The sequence below is a fragment of the Haloarcula nitratireducens genome (genome assembly GCF_019599505.1).
In genome coordinates, this window is record NZ_RKLT01000001.1 from 983,506 (window position 1) to 1,003,049 (window position 19,544).

The window sequence follows — 19,544 nt, forward strand, 5'->3', positions numbered from 1 at the left end:
GCGTGTCATGGAGGTCACTAATCCGGCGACCGGCGAGCGGGTCGACTCGTACGAGGAGGACGGCGAGGACGACGTAGAGGCCGCCCTCGAGACCGCGGTCGAGACGTTCGACTCGTGGCGGGACCGCCCGCTCCAGGAGCGGACGGACCTGCTCGCGAGCGCGGCCGAGGTCCTCCGTGAGAACAAACAGCGCTACGCCGAGACGATGACCGAGGAGATGGGGAAACCCATCACGCAGGCGAAGTCGGAGGTCGAGAAGTGCGCGTGGGTCTGTGAGCACTACTCCGAACACGCCAGCGAGTACCTGGCCGAGAAGGGGCATCCGAGTCCGGCGGGGTCGACCGCCAAGACCGTCTACGAACCGCTCGGACCGGTACTGGCGGTCATGCCGTGGAACTTCCCGTTCTGGCAGGTCTTTCGGTTCGCCGCGCCGTACGTCACCGCCGGCAACGTCGGCCTGCTGAAACACGCCTCGAACGTCCCCGGCTGCTCGGAGGCCATCGAGGAGGTGTTCCGCGAGGCGGGCTATCCCGAGGGGGCGTTCCAGTCGCTGCTGGTCTCCTCGGACCAGGTCGAGGGCGTCCTCGAAGACGACCGGGTGAAGGCGGCGACCCTGACCGGGAGCGGTCCCGCCGGGCGGTCCGTCGCCGCGACGGCCGGCGAGAACCTGAAGAAGACGGTGCTGGAACTGGGCGGGAGCGACCCGTACGTCGTCCTCGACGACGCTGACGTCGAGGAGGCCGCCGAGACGGGTGCGTGGGCGCGCGTCCAGAACGGCGGCCAGTCCTGTATCGCGGCGAAGCGCTTCATCGTTCACACGGACGTCTACGACGAGTTCGAGGAGAAGTTCGTCGAGCAGATGGAGTCGTACACGATCGGTGACCCGACCGACGAGGACACGGAGATCGGCCCGCAGGCCCGCGAGAGCCTGCTCGAAGACCTGCACGAACAGGTCGAAGACAGCGTCGACGCCGGCGCGGACCTGCTGACCGGCGGCGAACCGCTGGACCGCGAGGGCGCGTACTACCCGCCGACGGTCCTCGCTAACGTTCCCGAGGGCTGTCCCGTCGACAGCGAAGAGGTGTTCGGCCCGGCCGCGCCGGTGTACGAAGTCGAAGACGAGGAGGAAGCCATTCGGAAGGCCAACGACACGGAGTTCGGGCTGGGCGCGAGCGTCTGGACCGAGGACAGGGAACGCGGCGAACGCCTCGCCGGGCGAATCGACGCCGGCTGCGTCTACGTCAACCAGCTCGTGAAGTCCGATCCCCGCGTGCCCTTCGGCGGCATCAAGGAGTCGGGCTACGGCCGCGAACTCTCGGGTGCCGGGATGCGCGAGTTCGTCAACCGCAAGACGGTGTGGGTAGAGTGATGCGGGCGTCCGATCTCCTGGTCGCGTCTCTCGAACGCGAGGGCGTCGAGCACGTCTTCGGCCTGCCGGGCGAGGAGATGGAGGACCTCCTGTTCTCGATCCGGGACTCCGAGGTGACGTTCGTCCCGGTGCGACACGAGCAGGGCGCGGCGTTCATGGCCGACGTCCACGGGCGACTGACCGGCGACGCCGGCGTCTGCCTCTCGACGCTCGGCCCCGGCGCGACGAACCTCCTCACCGGCGTCGCGGACGCGCACCTCGATAAGAGCCCGCTCGTCGCCATCACCGCACAGGGGAGCCTCGAACGCCTCCACAAGGAGAGCCACCAGGCGCTCGACGTCATCGACCTGTTCGGCCCCATCACGAAGTGGAACGCCCAGCTCAACGACCCCGACATCATCCACGAGTCGGTCCGCAAGGCGTTCAAGATGGCCGAGCACGAGAAACCCGGCGCGACGCACCTCGAACTCCCCGAGGACGTGGCCGCCGAGGACGCCGACGTAGAGCCGATGCCGACCCGCGACCGGGTCCGTGTCGGCGCGCCGGACAGGGAGGCCCTCGACCGGGTGAAATCGCTCCTCGAAGACGCCGACCGACCGATCGCCATCGCCGGCAACGGCGCGGTTCGCACGCGGGCGTCCTCGCAGTTGCGCGCCCTCGTCGAGGCGACGGACATGCCGACCGTCTCGACGTACATGGGCAAGGGCGCGGTCTCGGACGACGACGAGCACTCGCTGCTGACGCTGGACTCGGGAGCGCACGGCGAGGCCGCGAGCGCGCTCGAGGAGGCGGACCTCGTCCTCACCGTCGGCTACGACATCGCCGAGCACGACCCGGCGGGGTGGGAACACGGCAGCCCCGTCGTCCACGTCGACAGCCAACCCGCCGAGGTGTACGAGGCCTACAACCCGCAGGTGGAGGTCATCGCGGACATCGGCGAGACGCTCCGCGAACTCACCGAGTGGTGCGAGGCCAAGGCCCCGGAGTTCGACACGGAGTGGTACGCGGACCGCCGGGACCACATCGTCGACGACATCGACCGCGAACCGACCGCAGAAGCGCCCTTCACCGTCGAGAGCGTGGTCCCGATGCTGCGCGACGCGATGGCCGACGACGACGTGCTCATCTCCGACGTCGGGAACCACAAGATGGCCATCGCCCAGAACTTCCCCACCTACGAACCCAACACCTGCATCATCTCGAACGGGTTGGCGTCGATGGGGATCGGCGTCCCCGGCGGACTGGCCGCGGACCTCGCGGTCGACTCGAACGTCGTCGTCGGCACGGGCGACGGCGGCTTCCTGATGAACGCCGCCGAGATCGAGACCGCGACCAGACTGGGCTGTTCGTACACCATCGTCGTCTTCTGCGACGACGACTACGGACTCATCTCTCGGAAGCAGTCGGACCACACCGGCGAGTCCTTCGGGACGACACTCACCACGCCCGACCTCGTCACGTTCGCCGAGAGCTTCGGCATCGACGGCTACCGAGCCGATTCGGCCGAAGAACTCGAGAGCGCGCTCGACGAGGCCGTCGGCGGCGACATGGCCCTCATCGAGGTGCCGGTCGAAGGCACGAGCTGAGACTGCCACCGCTGGGCCGCAGCGGTCCGTCAGCGGCCGAGCGCGAGCAGGCCGTCGTCCGTCTCGGTCGTCACGCCGGTCGAGGGCGGTATCGGCGTCTTCGACGGTTCGGCCGGTGACGCCTCCTCCGTCGGCGTCTCGGCGTCCGTCGGCGTCTGCGTCGCCGTCTCGCCGTCGTCGCCGAACAGGCCGCCGTCGGAGTCCGTCGCCGTCTCGGTCGGCGTCGGCGTTCCCGCATCAGTTCCGTCGTCGGGCCCGCCGTCGGCGTCCGCATCGCCGTCGGCGCTCGCGTTCGCTCCGGTCGGGTACTGTCCCTTGTTCCCGAAGACGTCCGTCTCGATGGTCTTCGAGTAGTCGAGCGAGCGCAGGTCGACGCGGAACCGCTCGCCGCCGGCCTCGACGATCAGGTAGAAGTCGATGTAGAGGTCCGTCACCTGATTGCGTTCGAGATGGGTGACCCACCACTCGTCTAAGTTCTCGTTCTCGATGGCCGTAGTGGTCCCGAGCGTCTTCGTCTGCCCCGGACCGATGGTGTAGCCGCGGTCCGTCTCACCCTCGCCCACGGTCACGTCGTTCATCGTGATTTCGTAACCGATCTTCGTGATCGTGTAGGGGTAGGGCTTGGGATTGAACACCGTGAAATCGAGCTTCATCGGCGTCTCCGCCTGCGTGAGGTTCCCCTGGTCCCACTGCCCTCGGGTCTCGTTGACGTAGAGGAGCGGGTTCGAGAGCAGCGCCCGTTCGGACTCTATCGGTCGCGTCTCGGTCGAGTTGAACTGCCCGATGATGTCCGTCTCTATCTCTTTGTCCTGCTGAACCGAGATGGAGCGACCGCCGACGAGCGAGGAGGAGACGTCGGCGTCGATGGTCACCTGCGTCCGCTCGCCGTTCTCGATGTGGGTGTGCCACCACGGGGGAATCTGCCCGTTTCGCATCCGCGTCGAGAAGTCGAGGCTCGTGTTACCCTGTTCCAGTGCCAGACCGCTCTTGTTCCCCGAGGCCATCCGAACGCCGTTCATCGCCACGGTGTACTCGACGGACGTGCTGCCGAGCAGACTCCCGACGAAATCCGGGTTCGGGTTGTGCAGCAGAAGCGTCGTCCGTACCCCCGTCGTCTCGTTCGAGACGTCGCTGAAGTGGTTCTCGACGGATTCGACCGTCGGCGTCCCGACGACGCCGAGCGCGAACGCGCCCCCCACGCTCAGGCCGAGCACCACGAAGACGGCAGCGGCGATCTTCAGTAGTCCGAATCCTGCCATCACACAGGTCTCTCTCGTCGGTCGTTATATGTGCTGTGTCTACCTCACCCCGAATGAACTAAGTGCGCCACAGCGATACGCTCTGACATGGCTACGCAGACGAAGTCGGACATGGGCGTCGGGCTCGGACTAGCGCTCGGACTCGTCGCCGTCGGCGCGTCGGTGATGACGGCGCTCTACAGCTACAACTACGCCATCTTGGACGCACAGGGCGGAGAGACCGCGGGACTGCTGGCAAACAGCGGCGTCGCCTTCGGCGTCGCCATGCTCGCGGCGGGACTGGCACTGGTCGCTATCCACGCCTACGACGGCTGATACGGATTGTTGTAATCTCTTTCCGGTACGCCGGTCCGGTCGGCGATCACCGGCAAACAGCTACAACAGTCCGTGTGAGCGCGGTGTCCGAAAGGAACGATTAAGAACGCTCGGCACGTAACGCGGGTATGGCCGATTTCAGCGAGGAAGACCGACGCATTCTGGACTACCTCCGGGACAGCGTCTCGCGCGGAGACAGCTACTTCCGCGCGAAGAACATCGCCTCACAGCTCGGTCTCTCGGCCAAACAGGTGGGCGCTCGCTTGCCCCGGCTGGCCGAGGAAGCCGACGAGGTCGACATCGAGAAGTGGGGGCGGTCGAAGTCGACGACGTGGCGCGTCACACCGAGCTAACGTAGCCACGGAAGAGACGCGCTCGCCGGCCCGAACTGCGCCGTTCGGTCGGTGTAGAAACCGTTTCGATTGTCATTACAGTCGGTGGATTCATTCGTCCGGACCCCTGAGAGTCCCGTATGACTGTCCGGGTAGAGCGGTCGATGACAGTGTCGGCATCGCCCGAGCGCGTCTGGGACTTTATCGCCGACCCGGAGCAGCGAGCGCGTCCGATCAGCGTCGTCGAGGACTGGGAAGTGGAAAGCGAGACGGAGTCCACGTGGTTCCTCTCGCTCCCCATCCCGTTCGTCGACCGGACTATCCGGGTCGAGACCGAGGACGTAGAGCGGCGCGAACCGGAGTTCGTCCGCTTCGTCGGCCGGTCGAAGGTGATGAAGGTACAGGGCGAACACGAACTCGAACCGACCGACGAGGGCGGGACTCGCCTCACCAACCGGTTCATCGTCGACGGGAAGCTCCCCGGCGTCGAACGGTTCTTCAAGCGCAATCTGGACGACGAGATGCGGAACCTCGAACAGGCGCTGCGGGACGAACTGGAAGTCGAGGCATGAAGCTCGCGCTCGCCCAGCTCGAGGTCGAACCGGCGAAAGTGACAGAGAACGTCGAACGCGCCGTCGAAGCCATCGCCGCCGCCGGGCGGCGAGACGCCGACCTCGTCGTCCTGCCCGAGCTGTTCAACGTCGGCTACTTCGCGTTCGACAGCTACGCCCGGAACGCCGAGGCGCTCGACGGCGAGACGCTCTCGGCGGTCCGCGAAGCCGCCGTCGAGCACGGCGTCGGCGTCCTCGCCGGGAGTATCGTCGAGGATTTAGAGACCAGCGCGGCCGACGGCCTCGCCGTCCCGGCCGAAGAGGGCCTGGCGAACACCGCCGTCTTCTTCGACCGTGACGGGAAGCGACGGGCGGTGTACCGCAAACACCACCTCTTCGGCTACGGGTCGGCCGAACAGGACCTGCTGGAACCCGGCGAGCGCCTCCCGACCGTCGATTTCGAGGGCTTTACTATCGGCGTGACCACCTGCTACGACCTTCGGTTCCCGGAGCTGTACCGGCGTCTCGTCGACGACGGCGTGACGCTGGCGCTGGTCCCGAGCGCGTGGCCCTACCCCCGCGTCGAACACTGGAATCTCTTCCCCCGGACTCGCGCCGTCGAGAACCTGCTGTACGTCGCGGCGGCCAACGGCGTCGGCACGTTCGACGAGAGCGAGTTACTCGGTCGCTCGACGGTGTACGACCCGTGGGGGACGGCGCTCGCCAGTTCCGGCGACGACGCGGCGCTGGTGACCGCCGAGGTCGATCCCGAACAGGTCGAACGGGTCCGCGAGGAGTTCCCGGCGCTCGCCGACCGCCGGACGGCGTTGCGATAGGTCCAGCCGCTCTTTCACAAAAAACGCGTTTTGAGCCATCGGCGACACTATACTCGGCGGACGAGCACTGCTAGCCGTCATGTCGAGAAAGATAGTGGTCCTCGCGGTCGCGGCGACGCTCCTGCTCGCCGGGTGTGCCGGCCTCGGCGGTAATTCGGCTGGGGGCGACGGTGCCCAAATGGCCGGCGACGGCGGTAACGGGGGCAGCGGTGGCGACGACGCTGGCGCTACGAGCGGCGGCCAGGAGAACTCCGACGCTAGCACGAACGGAAACGCCCAAGTGAACGCCGCCGCCCAGCAGCGCGCGATAATCAGGACCGGACGGATGGTCGTCGAGGTGGACAACTTCTCGCAGCGGCGCAACGCTATCGTGTCGCAGGCCCGAGAGTACGGCGGCTACGTCAGCGACTCGAACCAGCGCCTCCACCGCAACGGCGAGGCGAAATGGGTCTCCGGCTACGTCGTCCTCAGAGTCCCGAGCGAGCGTTACCGGGCGATGCAAGCGGCCGTCGGCTCGGAGGGGACCGTCGTGACCGAGGAGACGACGACGAAGGACGTCACCGACCAGTTGGTCGACCTCGAAGCGCGACTGGAGAACCTCGAACAGCGCCGCGACCGGCTCCGGACGTTCTACGACCGGGCCAACGACACGGAGGAACTGCTCCGAATCGAGGAGGAACTCTCGGACGTGCAGGGCGAGATAGAGCGACTGGAGGCGCAGAAGCGCTCGCTCGAACAGCGGGTGGCGTACTCGACGCTCCGGGTCGAGCTAAACGAGCCTCAACCGGGCGTCACGCAGATACGGACTCAGTACCACGAGCAGTCGCTCGCGGCCGTGTTCATGGGGTCGGTGCGGGACGTCTACGTCTTCGGTCGGGCGACGCTGGTGACGATCGCGGCCGTCGCGCCGTGGCTCGGAGTCCTGGCGGTGCCGGCGCTCGGACTTCGCTGGCTGCTCGGCGGTCGGGGCGTCCCGCTGGTCGGTCGGCTCCGCGGTGGCGACAGCGAGACGGGCGATAGTGACGTGGACGACAGCGAAGCGAACGACACCAGTAACGAGACGACTGTGATAGACGACAACGAGGACCGCTAGTCGACCGACACCGGGTGTTTTTTACCGTTGGGTCCGTAACGATATCTCGCTGGCAAGGCGCTTTTCACGTCGATGCCAGCGCTACAGCCCGTCTCGCTGCTCGGCCACACGGCGTCGCTCGTCCGCCGAAGGCTGTCCGGACAGCCTTTCTCGTCACTCCTCGTCCACCGCTTTCGTCCGCTTCGCTTACCGCTCCTCGTCCGTCTTTATCTCCGCTGAGAGGCCCTGTGCCATCTCGATCTCCTTCGAGTTGTTGAGCGTCCACGCCGTCCGCTCGGTGACGGCCTCGACGACCTCGCGGGCGTGGGGCGGGCCGCTCCCGGACTTCTTGACGCCGCCGAACGGTAGCTGGACCTCAGCGCCGATACACGGGAGGTTGCCGTAGGCGAGGCCGACCTCCGCGTGGTCGCGGTAGTAGTTTATCTGCCGGTAGTCCTCGGAGACGACCGCGCCGGCCAGTCCGTACTCCGTGTCGTTCTGTATCTCGACGCCGCGCTCGATGTCGCCGTCGTACTCCACGAGGGCGACGTGCGGCCCGAACACCTCCTCGTGGAACGGGTCGAGGTCGGTGTCGGCGTCGACCTCGTAGACGAACGGACCGACCCAGAAGCCGTCCTCGTGCCCCTCGGGAATCTCCTCGGCGTCGAGTTCCGCGCGGTCGACGAGCACCGTCGCGTCGTCCGAATCCCGGACCGCGTCGTTGTACCGCTGGAACTTCGCTATCTGGTCCTCGTCGGCCAGCGGTCCCATGAACGTGTCCTCGGAGAGCGGGTCGCCGACGGTCACGTCCTCGGCGAGGTCCACGAACTTGCGCTTGAACTCCTCGTAGACGTCCGTGTGGACGACGAGGCGTTCAGCGGAGACACAGCGCTGGCCCGTCGTCTTGAACGAGGACATGACCGTCGAGTGCAGCGCGATGTCCATGTCGGCGGCGTCGGTGACGACGACACTGTTCTTCCCGCCCATCTCACAGCAGGCGTTGCGCCCCGCGCGGCCGCCGATCTTCTCGTCGACCTTGTGGCCGACCTCGGCGCTGCCGGTAAAGAGGACCGTATCGACCCGGTCGTCCTCGACGATTGCGTTTCCGGCCTCGCCGTAGCCCTGCACGAGGTTGAACACGCCGTCGGGTATCCCCGCGTCCTCGAACATCTCGGCGACGGTCTGGCCGCACCACGGCGTCTGTTCGGCGGGCTTCCAGACGACGGTGTTGCCCTCGACCAGCGTGACCGCCATGTGCCAGTAGGGGATGGCCACCGGGAAGTTCCACGGCGTGATACAGCCGACGACGCCCTTCGGACTGCGGCGCATGTAGGCGTCCTTGCTCGGGATCTCCGAGGGGACCACGTCGCCGTGCGGGTGGCGGGCGTTGCCGGCCGCGAGTTCCACCATGTGGGCCGCTTCGACGACGTCCGCGCGGCCCTCGGATATCTCTTTGCCGCACTCCTTCGTGACGATCTCGCCGAGTTCGTCGGTTCGGTCGCGGAGTTCGTGATACACGTCCCAGAGGTACTCCGCCCGATCGATGTACGAGAGGGCGCGCCACTCCTCGACGGCCGATTCGGCGGCCGAGACGGCGTCGCTGACGTCTTCCTCTGTCCCGCGGTGGACCGTCTGCAGCGTCTCCCGCGTCGCGGGGTTCACCGTCTCGAACGTCTCGGTTCCGTGCCCGCTTCGCCACTCGCCGTCGACGTAGTGCCGGAGCGGTTCGGTCTGGTCGTCGCGCATACCAGGCGGTACGCCGGCGGCTGTGAAAAGTTATGCGTCAACACACCCCGAACCGGCGGACGGCGCGAACGCGGAGACCGTCGGAACGCCGATTCCCCGGCGGTCAGCGCTCGCGTTCCCGTTCCAGCGCGCGTTCGAAGTGTTCGGCTCCGATAGTCACCTCGTCGGCGCGCTCGCTGGCCTCGGCCGGCCCCATCTCCTCGGCGGCCTCGCGGATGGCCAGCATCGACGCCTCGCGGACGACGGCTTCGAGTTCAGCCCCCGAGAACCCCTCCGTCTCGGCGGCGAGGTCCGATAGCGAGACGTCCTCGGCGACGGGTTTGCCCTCGGTGTGGACCGCGAGAATCGCCTCGCGGGCGTCGTGGTCCGGGTTCGGCACCTCGACGTGCTGTTCGAGTCGGCCCGGTCGCAGGAGGGCATCGTCTATCATGTCCCGGCGGTTGGTCGCGGCCAGCACCACGAGGTTCGGGTTCTCGGTGATGCCGTCGAGTTCCGCGAGCAGTTGGGAGACGACGCGCTCGGTCACCTCGTTGCCCTGGCCGCGGTGGCTGGCGATGGCGTCGATCTCGTCCAAGAAGATGATGCTCGGGGCGGTCTGTCGGGCGCGTTCGAACAGTTCTCGCACCGCCTCCTCGCTCTCGCCGACGTAGCGGTCCATGATCTCCGGCCCGGCGACGTGGATGAAGTTCACGTCGCTCTCGCCGGCGACGGCGCGGGCGAGCAGCGTCTTGCCGGTCCCCGGCGGGCCGTACATGAGGATGCCGCTGGGCGGGTCCGTCTTCGTCGCCGAGAACAGGTCACCGTACTCCAGGGGCCACTCGATGGCCTCGGTCAGCGTCTGCTTGACCTCGGGAAGCCCGCCCACGTCGTCGAAGGAGACCGCCGGCGACTCGGCGACGTACTCCCGCATCGCGCTGGGTTCGACGGTCGCCAGCGCCTCGTCGAAGTCCTCGCCGCGGACCTCGCTATCCTCGCGCTCCGCCCGCAACGCCGCCATCGCCGCCTCGGTGGTCAGCGACGCGAGGTCGGCCCCGACGAAGCCGTGGGTCTGGGCGGCGATGCGGTCTAGGTCCACGTCCTCGTGAATCGGCATGTCCCGCGTGTGGACGTCCAGAATCTCGCGGCGGCCGCTCTCGTCCGGGACGCCGATCTCGATCTCGCGGTCGAAGCGGCCGCCGCGGCGGAGCGCGGGGTCGACGGCGTCGACGCGGTTGGTCGCGCCGATGACGACGACGCGCCCCCGGTCTTCGAGGCCGTCCATCAGCGTGAGCAACTGCGCGACCACGCGGTTCTCCATGTCGGCGTCCTCGTCGCGAGACCCCGCGATGGAGTCTATCTCGTCGACGAAGAGGATGGCCGGGGCGTTCTCCTCGGCTCTCTCGAAGGCCTCCCGCAGTCGCTCCTCGCTCTCGCCCTTGTACTTCGAGACGATCTCCGGCCCGGAGATGGTGTCGAAGTACGCGTCCACCTCGTTGGCGACGGCGCGGGCGATGAGCGTCTTCCCGGTCCCCGGCGGGCCGTGCATGAGGACGCCGCTGGGCGGGTCGATGCCCAGTTTCCGGAACTCCTCGGGTTCGGAGAGGGGCATCTCTATCATCTCGCGGATGCGGTCTAACTCCTCGTCCAGTCCGCCGATGTCCTCGTAACTAACGCCCGTGTCCGTCTCGCCCGTCTGAGCATTCGTTTGCTCGTTCGGTCCTGCCGCTCCGGAACTCGACTCTCCGCTACCGCTCTCGTCGCTCGGCGGCAGGAGCGTCACGTTCGTCCCGTCGGTGACCCGTACCGGGCCGTCCGGACTCGTCGTCCGGACGAGGAACGTGCCCAGCCCGTCGATGTGGGTCCGCTCGTCGGCCTGCACCATCTGATCGACGAGCCGCGTCCGGACCATGTGCTCGTACTCGTCGCCCCCCGGCAGCGGAGCCATCGGCTGGATGGTGATCTCCGTCGCCTCCGTGACCGACCCCGCTCTGACGGTCACCGTGTCGCCGATGTTGACGCCGGCGTTGGCCCGCGTATCGGAGTCGATGCGGACCGTCGCCCCCTCCTCGTCGCCCGGCCAGACCTTCACGACGGTCATCCGGTCGCCCTCGACGACGACCGGCGACCCGCTCAGGACGCCGAGTTCGCTCCGCACGGACTCGGGGAGGCGCGCGATGCCGCGCCCGGCGTCGCGCTTGTGCGCCCCCTCGACCGCGAGTTCGATTCCCGTCTCGCTAGAACCGCTCATGCCATCGGCTAGCCGTCCGGCCCCCTTGAGACTGCCGGGTGCACGCACGCCGGTGCGAGTCCCCGTGTCGTCTCGCGGGAAAACAATTTACGCCCGGCCGTCGGAGAGACTCACATGGTGGTCTCTACCGAACGCGACGAGATGACCTGGTACAAGTGCGAGACGTGCGGGCTGATGTTCGACGACGAGAACGACGCACGCCAGCACGAATCGAACTGCGACGACGAGGACCCCTCGTACATCCAGTAGCGCTCTCGCGTTCTACGGCCGCCCTGTGGAAGCCCGGCGAGAGCCGTCTATCGCCGGCGCTACTCCTCGGCGACGACCTCGTAACTGCGCTCGCCCATCTCGTCCTCCTCGAAGACGAACACGCGACCGTCGGCCACGTCGAAGTCCACGTCCACTTCGACGCGCATCTCCCTGTCGCGCACCGTCACGCCGGGGAACAGCTCGTCTTCGTCCCCATTGTCGAGGAGGACGCGGCCGACGCCGCTGGACTCGATGATGTCGTCGTGGGTTCGCAGGTCGTTGACGTAGACGAGGATGCCGGAGGTCTCCGTCTCGTCGGTGATGAGGACGTGGGTGTCCTTGCCCGGAGCGGTTCGGACGCTCCCCTCGGTTTTCGCGGGGACGCCGCGGTAGAAGGCCGTCCGGCCGTCGAGGTACTCGACGGCGATGCCGTCCTCGGTGAGTTCGACGGAGAGGGTGTCGGGGGCGATGTCGGACCGGTGGCTCATAGTCGGATTTCCAGCCGCCGGGGGAAAAACGACGCGTTGTACGACCGCTTCCGCAGTTGGTAAATAGTCCGCGCCGGGAGAGACGAGCGATGGAAGGCACGGCAGCAGCACCGGCCGCTGGCACGGTCCTGAACGCGCTCGCCACCGGCCGCGGGTCGGCGTTCGCGATCGACGAGTACACGACGGCGACGGTGTCGCTCTCGACCGACGACGAGGGGGTCACCGGCGAGATAGCCGGCGCGCCGGACGGCGACACTCGGCTCGTCGAACGCTGCGTCGAGTACGTCGTCGACGCCCACGGCGGCGCGGTCGGCACGCCGCCCGTCGTCGGCGGTCGCGTCCGCACCGAGAGCGACGTGCCGATGGCCGCCGGACTGAAGAGTTCCAGCGCGGCGGCCAACGCCGCCGTGATGGCGACGCTCGACGCCCTCGACGCCACCGACCGGATGACCAGAGCGGACATGGCGCGACTCGGCGTGATGGCGGCCCGCGACGTGGGCGTCACCGCTACCGGGGCTTTCGACGACGCCTCGGCGTCCATGCTCGGCGGCGTCACCGTCACCGACAACGACAGCGACGAGGTGCTCTCCCGCGAGGAAGTCGACTGGGACGTGCTTGTCTGGTCGCCGCCCGAACGGGCGTTCTCGGCCGACGCCGACGTAGAGCGCTGTCGGCACGTCGCCCCGATGGCCCGCCTCGTCGAGGACCTCGCGCTCGACGGCGACTACCAGCGAGCGATGACGGTCAACGGACTGGCCTTCTGTGCGGCGCTCGGGTTCGACGCCGAGCCCATCGTCGAGTCGATGGCCGACGTCGGCGGCGTCTCGCTGTCGGGAACCGGCCCCTCTTTCACCGCCGTCGGCGACCGCCCGGCGCTCGAAACCGTCGAGGAACGCTGGGACGAGCGGCCCGGTACGACCCTGCTGACGACCACGCAGACGGAGGGAACACACACAGTATGAGCGAAAACGAGCCACCCAACCCCGAGGACATGTCGCTTGAGGAACTGCGCGAAGAGATTCAGACGATCGACCGCGAGATCGTCGAGAAGATCGCCCAGCGGACTTACGTGGCCGATACCATCGCGCAGGTCAAAGCCGAGAAGGACTTACCGACGACCGACGAGGAACAGGAACAGGCCGTGATGGACCGCGCCGGCGAGAACGCCCAGCGGTTCGACGTCGACGCCAACCTCGTGAAGGCGATGTTCCGCCTGCTCATCGAGTTGAACAAAGTGGAGCAGCGCGAGAGTCGCTGAGGACCCGAAACTACTCCTCGTCCGTCGGCTTCAACGGCACTCTCGATACCTCGATGTCCTCGTAGTCTTTCTCGGACGAGAGTACGTCCATTCCCCGCGTCTCCGCAGTCGCCGCGTGGAACGCATCGAACGGCGTCATCCCTTCGTCGTAGTAGTTGACGGCTTTCAGTACCACCTGTTTCTCTTCTTCGTCTCGTACGGGGACGAGTTCGAGCAGGTTCGCCACGAGCGGCACGTAGTCGAACTCGTAGCGTTCTCGGGCGAGGACGAGTTCAAGATACGAGAACGGCGACGTTTCGACCTCGTACTCGTCGAGCGCTTCTTCCGCCGACCCCTGCAACCAGTCGGAGTCCTTGGCGAGTGCGAGCAAGAAGTCAGTCTCGACGTACACCGTCATCTATCGGCGTCCTTCTCTTGGGCCTCGGCTTTGGCTTCCGCTTCGATGTCCTCTCGAATCTCCTCGACGGACGCATCACGAAGACCGCCTGCCGCCTCACGGACGGCGGCGAGCGGGTCGTCTGCGACAGGGATGAGTTCGATCCTGTCTTCGTAGGTCACGATGTGATACCTCTCGCCGTACTTCGCCCGCACTTCCTTGGGGATGTACAGCCGACCTTGCCGGTCCGTCTCCGCTGACATAGAATAGACTATGGTGGGAAGAAACAAGAATCTTACCACCAGTCAAACTTCTATGGTACGTCACAGATGATTCCGTGTCGAACCGTGGTGGATTTTGTCGAGTTGAACAAAGTAGAGCAGCGGGGGAGTCGGTAACGCATAACAGTTAGTTCTGGTAGTTAGCACCAGAACCGCCATCACATAACTGTCGTCGTGACTGAGCGCAGCCGCCACGGGAGCAGTCATATCCAAGCAACTTATCCCTCTCCGATAGCTATCAGTGATATATCCCAATCCAATTCTGGCTGATTGATTCGGATTGTCTGGCGTCGGAGTACCAGAGTAGGACGCTGACGTCTCGTCAGTAACTGCGCAAGTGAGACCAGAACTCGTCTCAAAGCAAAGCTGACCAGGCGGAGCGATTCAACCGCCTCTACTACCAAGAAAGTGAGCTTCATATCAACTAAATTATATCCCCGGCGAAAAACGTGGGCACGTATCGGATTTCAGTCGTCATTGCAAATTGACCATCGACGAATGACTAGCAGGCCATGAGCACGGAAAACAGGACTCCATTTCGGGGTCTGGTGGGGTTCTCACAGAAGTATGGACTAGCGTTCGTGATGGTTGCCAGTTACTTTGGCTCCGGCTCGGTATTCATTGCCAGCCAGGCTGGCGTCATGCATGGGTACACGCTGCTATGGGCCGTCGTCGGAGCGGCGTCGCTCGGATTTGTCGCCCAAGATATGAGCGCTCGGCTGGGAATCCATGGAGAGTCGCTGATGGTGTTCACTCGCGAGAAACTGGGTCGACCACTGGCAACGACAATCGCAATTTTCCTGTCGGTCGGCTGCGTTGCCTGGACGCTCGGGCTCGTCGCTGCGGTCGGCGCTGGTATCTCGTTCCTGCTCGGGGGTAGTGTGGCGTGGCAGCCCATCGCCGTACTCACGACGTTCGTTGCGATTGGCGTCGGACTGCTACACTACGACACCGTCGAGAACATGATGATCGCGATGATGCTCTCGCTAATGGTCGTCTATGTGATCGTCGCCCTGCCGAGCGGCGCCGACCCGAGTAGTGTCATGGCCGGATTCGTACCAGGCACTGACACACTGGGTGCGCTAGCGATGGCAGCAGGTCTGCTTGGCACGACCGCACTGTGGCCGAACTTCTTCCTGGAGTCGATTCTCGTCCATACGAAGGGTTGGACAGATGAGAGCGACCTGCCGGAGGCTCGGACGGATCTGGCGATCGGCTATGCTGTCGGTGGGATCACAACGATCGCGATCTTGATCGCCGCGGCGGCGCTGCTGCGTCCAATGGGCTTTACGGAACTCGAGTCGTTTATTACGCCGGGCAAAGCGATGGTCGAGGTGCTCGGGGCGTGGGCGATGGTATTATTCGTTGGCGGTGTGATTGCCGCGGCGTTCAACAGCATTATCCCGATTATGTGGACGCCGGCCTACATTATTCCGCAGGCCGCGGGATACACGGTTCAGAAGGGAGATCGGCTGTTCAACGTGCTGTTCGCGGTACTGACCGGAATCGGGAGCCTCTCGCCGGTGGTGAGCTGGTGGCTGGATCTCTCAGTCGTCGATATGGTGATTTTGTTTCCGATGTACAATGGGATCTTCGCACTGCCGGTCGCGGCTACGCTGCTGTTCTGGGCGGTTAATGATCGCGAGACGATGGGAGAGTACTGCAACACCAATGCACTAAACGTGGTCAACGCGTTGCTTGTACTCCTAGCAGTCGTCCTAGCGGCCCTGTCGATCCAGGACTTCACTGAACTCATCACCGGCGGTGGGTTCTAACGGACTACTCACTCGTGCTCCTCAATGCTGCTGGTTCCGTCGTCGAACTTTTTGTAGCAGAGAAGCGGTAAAGTACGCAGGACTGTGTAACGTGAATACAGACCCGAACAAGGTCGAGCAACGTGAGTCCAGATAGCTCCAAACACGCGTCTCAGACCGTTTGTTACCTGTTTGCCCGTCGAACTCCTTTCCGATAGCTGCTCTTTAAATCTCCGGCCGACCGGACGCGTCGCCGTCCGAACGCTCGACAGGCGTTATAACGGTCGCCGACGAACCCCGGACGTGGACCACCAGTCCTGGACCGAGTCACAGGCGGAGACGACAGTCACCGTCGACGGTCACGACCTGTCGCTCGCGTACCGCGACGAGGGCACCGGAACGCCGGTCCTGTTCCTCCACGGTATCCCGACGTGGTCGTTCCTCTGGCGGCGGACCGCGCCCCCGCTGACGGAGCAGTTCCGAACGGTCGTTCCGGACTTCGTCGGCTACGGTAACAGCGACCGGCGCGACGGGTTCGACCGCTCTATCCGCGCCCAGGAGCAGGCCGTCGCCGACCTCGTCGACCAGTTGGGACTCGACGAATTCCACGTCGTCGGTCACGACATCGGCGGTGGCGTCGCGGTCCGGTACGCCGCCCACACGGAGGGCCGGGTCGATAAGCTGGTTCTCTCGAACGCGACGCTGTACGACTCCTGGCCGGTGGAGTACATCACTTCGCTCGGACTTCCCGCCACGCTCGAGATGGACGAAGACGCGTTCCGGGAGCGGCTCGACCGGGCGTTCGTCGACGGGCTCGAACGCGAGGAGCCGGACCCGGAGTGGGTCGAGGGGATGACCGAGCCCTGGCTCCGAGCGGGGGGACAGCGAGCGTTCGCCCGGGCGGCCGTGGCGACCAACACGAATCACACGACCGAAGTCGAGTACGACGCGGTCGGGGACGCCGGTACGGACGGCGGACGCGCATCGACTACCGGCGACGCCGACCTGCTGTGCCTCTGGGGAGCGGCGGACGCGGAACAGCCGGTCGACGACGGGTATCGGCTCGCGAGGGAGGTCGGTGGCGACGTCGTCGCCCTCGACGACGCCGGGCACTGGGTGACCGAAGACCGACCGGCGGCGTACCGCGACCACCTCGAATCGTTCCTCGCGGAATAGGGGAGACCGGAACCCGTCACAGCGAAGGACGAGAGAGCGGGCACTACCGCCAGCGACGGCGGCAGATAGCGGCATCGCATCGCCGTCCGAGGTGTGGTAACAGCGTCGGAGTCGACGGTCTCTCCCGTCGCGTCCGGCCGCCCGGTAAGCGACGAAACGCAACGCTTTCCCGTGGTATTCGAAGAGTGTGACGCGTGCAGAGACTGGCTCGACTCGCGGGGTACGCGACGTTGCTCGTGACGCCTGCGGCGTTGCTCGGTCGGTCCATCGCCGTCCCGACCGATAGCTCGGTCGCGGTGCTCGGCCTCGGCGGCGGAGTCGCACTCGCCGGCGGTGTGGCCGCGGCCGTCGAGTACGACGACGCGCTCACCGGGTCGAAAACACCGACAGCCGAATATACGGACGCCACGAGCGTTGCCGTCGTCGCGGCCGCGGCCGCCGTGACGTCCCTCCTGAGCGTCGACGCCGGACTCGGACCGGTGGTCGCGTCGGCGCTGGTCGGAGCCGTCACCGGCGTCGGCGTCCCCGACGTCGATACCGCCGCTTACTGCGGGTCGTTCGTCGGGATGGCGTCGCCCGCGGTCTTCCCCGCGGTCGAGTTCGTCCTGCTCGCGGGGGCACTCGCCGGTCTCGCGTTCGTCGCCGCGAAGGAGACGTTCGCCGGACTGGGCGGGAAGCTCGGCACGCTCGCCCTGTTCGGCTGTGTGACGACGGGACTGCTGCCCGGCGTCGCGTTCGGCCCCGGGGCGCCGCCGCAGTGGGGTAATCTAGCGTTCACGGTTCCGGTCGCTGTCGGCAGCGCCGTCCTCACTATCGCCCTGAGCGAGCGCCTCGACCTCGGCCCGGTGCTGGCCTCGTCGCTCGTCGGTCTCGCCGCCGGGCTCGTCGCTCCCGTCGCGTTTCCCGACGTCGGCGACCTCGTCGCGACCGTCGCGTTCTGTTCGTCGTTCGTCGGCATGTCGACGACCGAGCGAGTGGAGAGCGCGGGTGGAGCCGGACTCGCCGGCGCGCTCTGCGGCGTCGTCTTCGTCGCCGTCGCCCCCGCTTTCGGCGGGGCCGGCGGTAAACTGGGCACCGTCGCCTTCGTCGCCTGCCTCAGCGTCTTCGGTGCCGGCGAGCTCCGAAATGCTCTCGTCCCACACGCGCCGTAGCGACGGCGAGAGTCCGCTACGTCGCGGTGTACGCACCGTCGACGCCTCAGACCCATCGAGAACCGCCGTCTCAGTCCTGTCCGGCTTCCACGTCGATCTCCTCGAACGTAACTTCGGCAGTCTCGCCGAAGCGGTCGCCGTTCTGTTCGTCGTGGCGGTGGAACTCCGGCGGTTCGACGGTGACGTGCAGGTCGTAGGTCCCGCTCTCGGGCACCTCGACGTTCGACCCGTAGTGGTAGACGCCCGGGTGCCAGAGGAAGGATAGCTCGAAGGGGCCGTACGCCTCGCCGTCGCGTTCGAGCGTCGCGCTCACGTCGCAGTACGGGACGAACCGCTCGTCGCCGGCGTCGGCGACGACGACTTCGAGGTGGCAGTTCTCGTCGTCCGGTTCGACGAACTCGAACTCGCCCTCCCCGACGAGTTCGTACATCCCTTCGGCCTCCTCCTGTGCGTACCCGACGACGTACTCGCCGACCTCCTTCTTACCGCCGTCGTTGGCGACGGTGTTCGCCATGTACGCCACCGAGGTCTGGTAGGCCGCGCCCTCGGTCTTCGACTGTTGGATCTGGTTGCGGTCCACCTCGTCGCTCGGCTGTTTCTGCGGGTTGTCAGGCATCGGGCCGGCGTACGGGTCTGGAATCCCTAACGGGCGTACTTGCAAGTGCAACAGGCGCTCAGTCGCGAGAATAGCGAATCGTCCGACGCGGGTCGAACGTCAGTACTCCCAGAGTCGGTCGATTCGGTCGGCGATCTCGTCGTGGTCCTCTCGGAGCGTCTCGACGTCGGTCTCGCCGGCGACGTTGACGACGTGGACCTCGCCGCGCCGGCCGCCGTAGACGTCCTGGAAGTCGTAGACGACGCCGACGACGTCCACCGCGTCGGGCACGTCGTCGCTCTCGCGGAGGAGTTCGACCTGTCGGTCGACGTTGTATTCGACGAGGTGATTGATCGCGTCCGCCCGGTCGAGGTCGTCGGGGAGCGCCTCGACGCCCGGTTCGAGATGGGGTTTCAGCAGGTCGAGGCAGTGTTCGATGCCCGCCGGTTCGTCCACGCCGTCGGTCAGGGCGTCGTAGGTGGCCGTCACCGCGCCACAGCCGGTGTGTCCGACGACGACCGCCGTCTCGGTGCCGGTGTGGACCAGCGGATAAAGCACGTCGCCCGAGACGACTTGCCCCGCCTCGGTCTGCTGGACGACGCGGTTGCCGATGTTGCCGCAGGTGAAGATGTGCCCGGGTTCCTCGTTGCCCCACATCTGGTCCTGCAGGACGCGGGAGTCGGAACAACAGACCGTGACGGCGTCGGGGGCCTGCCCGTCCTGTACGTCGTCGAAGCGGGCGTCGAACTCCTCGGCATGGCTCTCGTTCTGTGCGAGCAGGTCGATTACCGTCTCGTGCATAGCGGGCAGTGCACGTCCGAGCAAGAAATTTCTTACCGAATATGATCGAGCCGGCTGGACGAATATGAGGGAACCCCCCACCGAGTATTAACAACCACTAAGAATGCGTCCGAGAATGCAGA

21 protein-coding genes are annotated in these 19,544 nt (G+C 66.1%); 13 read left to right on the forward strand and 8 right to left on the reverse strand.

Features of this window, described 5'->3' with window-relative positions:
• Window positions 1-7 precede the first annotated feature (7 nt).
• Both EGH23_RS05015 and EGH23_RS05020 read left to right on the forward strand, forming a co-directional pair.
• The gene (locus EGH23_RS05015) at window positions 8-1,369 is read left to right on the forward strand and encodes an NAD-dependent succinate-semialdehyde dehydrogenase (protein WP_220578911.1); all 1,362 of its coding nucleotides are present in this window, start codon (window positions 8-10) and stop codon (window positions 1,367-1,369) included.
• A complete protein-coding gene (locus EGH23_RS05020; RefSeq protein ID WP_220578912.1) occupies window positions 1,369-2,955 on the forward strand; it encodes an acetolactate synthase large subunit in 1,587 nt (528 codons plus the stop codon). The genes EGH23_RS05015 and EGH23_RS05020 overlap by 1 nt, the downstream gene beginning before the upstream one ends.
• Window positions 2,956-2,984: 29 nt before the next feature.
• Here EGH23_RS05020 and EGH23_RS05025 read toward each other — a convergent pair whose 3' ends face one another.
• Complete coding sequence (locus EGH23_RS05025) at window positions 2,985-4,214, reverse strand: LEA/WHy family protein (protein WP_220578913.1); 1,230 nt, start codon at window positions 4,212-4,214, stop codon at window positions 2,985-2,987.
• 87 nt (window positions 4,215-4,301) lie between these two features.
• Between EGH23_RS05025 and EGH23_RS05030 the strand changes: the two genes are divergently transcribed.
• The 5 genes from EGH23_RS05030 to EGH23_RS05050 all read left to right on the forward strand — a co-directional run bounded on the left by EGH23_RS05030 (window position 4,302) and on the right by EGH23_RS05050 (window position 7,341).
• Window positions 4,302-4,529 (forward strand): hypothetical protein, encoded by a 228-nt coding sequence (locus EGH23_RS05030; protein ID WP_236044614.1) that lies wholly within the window; start codon window positions 4,302-4,304, stop codon window positions 4,527-4,529.
• A 128-nt stretch (window positions 4,530-4,657) separates the two neighbouring features.
• A complete protein-coding gene (locus EGH23_RS05035) occupies window positions 4,658-4,882 on the forward strand; it encodes a DUF7123 family protein (RefSeq protein ID WP_135302945.1) in 225 nt (74 codons plus the stop codon).
• A gap of 119 nt (window positions 4,883-5,001) precedes the next feature.
• On the forward strand, window positions 5,002-5,433 hold the full coding sequence (locus EGH23_RS05040) for an SRPBCC family protein (protein ID WP_162316050.1): 432 nt from the start codon (window positions 5,002-5,004) through the stop codon (window positions 5,431-5,433).
• Window positions 5,430-6,248, forward strand: coding sequence for a carbon-nitrogen family hydrolase (locus tag EGH23_RS05045; protein WP_220578914.1), 819 nt, complete (start codon window positions 5,430-5,432; stop codon window positions 6,246-6,248). The genes EGH23_RS05040 and EGH23_RS05045 overlap by 4 nt, the downstream gene beginning before the upstream one ends.
• A gap of 79 nt (window positions 6,249-6,327) precedes the next feature.
• Window positions 6,328-7,341, forward strand: a complete 1,014-nt coding sequence (locus EGH23_RS05050) for a DUF4349 domain-containing protein (RefSeq protein ID WP_220578915.1) — start codon at window positions 6,328-6,330, stop codon at window positions 7,339-7,341.
• Between the two features lie 186 nt (window positions 7,342-7,527).
• On the opposite strand, the gene EGH23_RS05055 is transcribed toward EGH23_RS05050, so the two are convergent.
• Together EGH23_RS05055 and EGH23_RS05060 are read right to left on the reverse strand one after the other, a co-directional pair.
• Window positions 7,528-9,066, reverse strand: a complete 1,539-nt coding sequence (locus EGH23_RS05055; RefSeq protein WP_220578916.1) for an aldehyde dehydrogenase family protein — start codon at window positions 9,064-9,066, stop codon at window positions 7,528-7,530.
• 103 nt (window positions 9,067-9,169) lie between these two features.
• Window positions 9,170-11,293 (reverse strand): CDC48 family AAA ATPase, encoded by a 2,124-nt coding sequence (locus tag EGH23_RS05060; RefSeq protein WP_220578917.1) that lies wholly within the window; start codon window positions 11,291-11,293, stop codon window positions 9,170-9,172.
• Window positions 11,294-11,407: 114 nt separating this feature from the next.
• Between EGH23_RS05060 and EGH23_RS26800 the strand changes: the two genes are divergently transcribed.
• The gene (locus tag EGH23_RS26800) at window positions 11,408-11,542 is read left to right on the forward strand and encodes a DUF7128 family protein (RefSeq protein ID WP_268899412.1); all 135 of its coding nucleotides are present in this window, start codon (window positions 11,408-11,410) and stop codon (window positions 11,540-11,542) included.
• Window positions 11,543-11,601: 59 nt separating this feature from the next.
• On the opposite strand, the gene EGH23_RS05065 is transcribed toward EGH23_RS26800, so the two are convergent.
• The gene (locus EGH23_RS05065) at window positions 11,602-12,030 is read right to left on the reverse strand and encodes a DUF5796 family protein (protein ID WP_220578918.1); all 429 of its coding nucleotides are present in this window, start codon (window positions 12,028-12,030) and stop codon (window positions 11,602-11,604) included.
• An 89-nt stretch (window positions 12,031-12,119) separates the two neighbouring features.
• Here EGH23_RS05065 and EGH23_RS05070 point away from each other — a divergent pair, with 89 nt between their 5' ends.
• Window positions 12,120-12,992 carry a shikimate kinase gene (locus tag EGH23_RS05070; protein ID WP_220578919.1) on the forward strand — a complete coding sequence of 291 codons (873 nt, stop codon included), beginning with the start codon at window positions 12,120-12,122 and terminating at the stop codon, window positions 12,990-12,992.
• On the forward strand, window positions 12,989-13,288 hold the full coding sequence (locus tag EGH23_RS05075; RefSeq protein ID WP_425433196.1) for a chorismate mutase: 300 nt from the start codon (window positions 12,989-12,991) through the stop codon (window positions 13,286-13,288). Before EGH23_RS05070 ends, EGH23_RS05075 begins: the two co-directional genes overlap by 4 nt.
• Before the next feature lie 10 nt (window positions 13,289-13,298).
• Here EGH23_RS05075 and EGH23_RS05080 read toward each other — a convergent pair whose 3' ends face one another.
• Both EGH23_RS05080 and EGH23_RS05085 read right to left on the reverse strand, forming a co-directional pair.
• The gene (locus EGH23_RS05080; protein ID WP_220578920.1) at window positions 13,299-13,685 is read right to left on the reverse strand and encodes a PIN domain-containing protein; all 387 of its coding nucleotides are present in this window, start codon (window positions 13,683-13,685) and stop codon (window positions 13,299-13,301) included.
• On the reverse strand, window positions 13,682-13,927 hold the full coding sequence (locus EGH23_RS05085; protein WP_220578921.1) for an AbrB/MazE/SpoVT family DNA-binding domain-containing protein: 246 nt from the start codon (window positions 13,925-13,927) through the stop codon (window positions 13,682-13,684). Before EGH23_RS05085 ends, EGH23_RS05080 begins: the two co-directional genes overlap by 4 nt.
• Window positions 13,928-14,457: 530 nt before the next feature.
• Between EGH23_RS05085 and EGH23_RS05090 the strand changes: the two genes are divergently transcribed.
• The 3 genes from EGH23_RS05090 to EGH23_RS05100 all read left to right on the forward strand — a co-directional run bounded on the left by EGH23_RS05090 (window position 14,458) and on the right by EGH23_RS05100 (window position 18,026).
• Window positions 14,458-15,720: an Nramp family divalent metal transporter gene (locus EGH23_RS05090; protein WP_236044615.1), complete on the forward strand. Its 1,263-nt coding sequence runs from the start codon at window positions 14,458-14,460 to the stop codon at window positions 15,718-15,720.
• Between the two features lie 282 nt (window positions 15,721-16,002).
• Window positions 16,003-16,875 (forward strand): alpha/beta fold hydrolase, encoded by an 873-nt coding sequence (locus EGH23_RS05095; RefSeq protein WP_220578922.1) that lies wholly within the window; start codon window positions 16,003-16,005, stop codon window positions 16,873-16,875.
• A gap of 194 nt (window positions 16,876-17,069) precedes the next feature.
• On the forward strand, window positions 17,070-18,026 hold the full coding sequence (locus EGH23_RS05100; RefSeq protein ID WP_220578923.1) for a hypothetical protein: 957 nt from the start codon (window positions 17,070-17,072) through the stop codon (window positions 18,024-18,026).
• Window positions 18,027-18,096: 70 nt separating this feature from the next.
• Here EGH23_RS05100 and EGH23_RS05105 read toward each other — a convergent pair whose 3' ends face one another.
• Entirely contained in the window at window positions 18,097-18,642 is a 546-nt protein-coding gene (locus tag EGH23_RS05105; RefSeq protein ID WP_220578924.1) for an iron transporter, read from the reverse strand.
• A 99-nt stretch (window positions 18,643-18,741) separates the two neighbouring features.
• Window positions 18,742-19,422: a carbonic anhydrase gene (locus tag EGH23_RS05110; protein WP_220578925.1), complete on the reverse strand. Its 681-nt coding sequence runs from the start codon at window positions 19,420-19,422 to the stop codon at window positions 18,742-18,744.
• Between the last annotated feature and the right edge of the window lie 122 nt (window positions 19,423-19,544).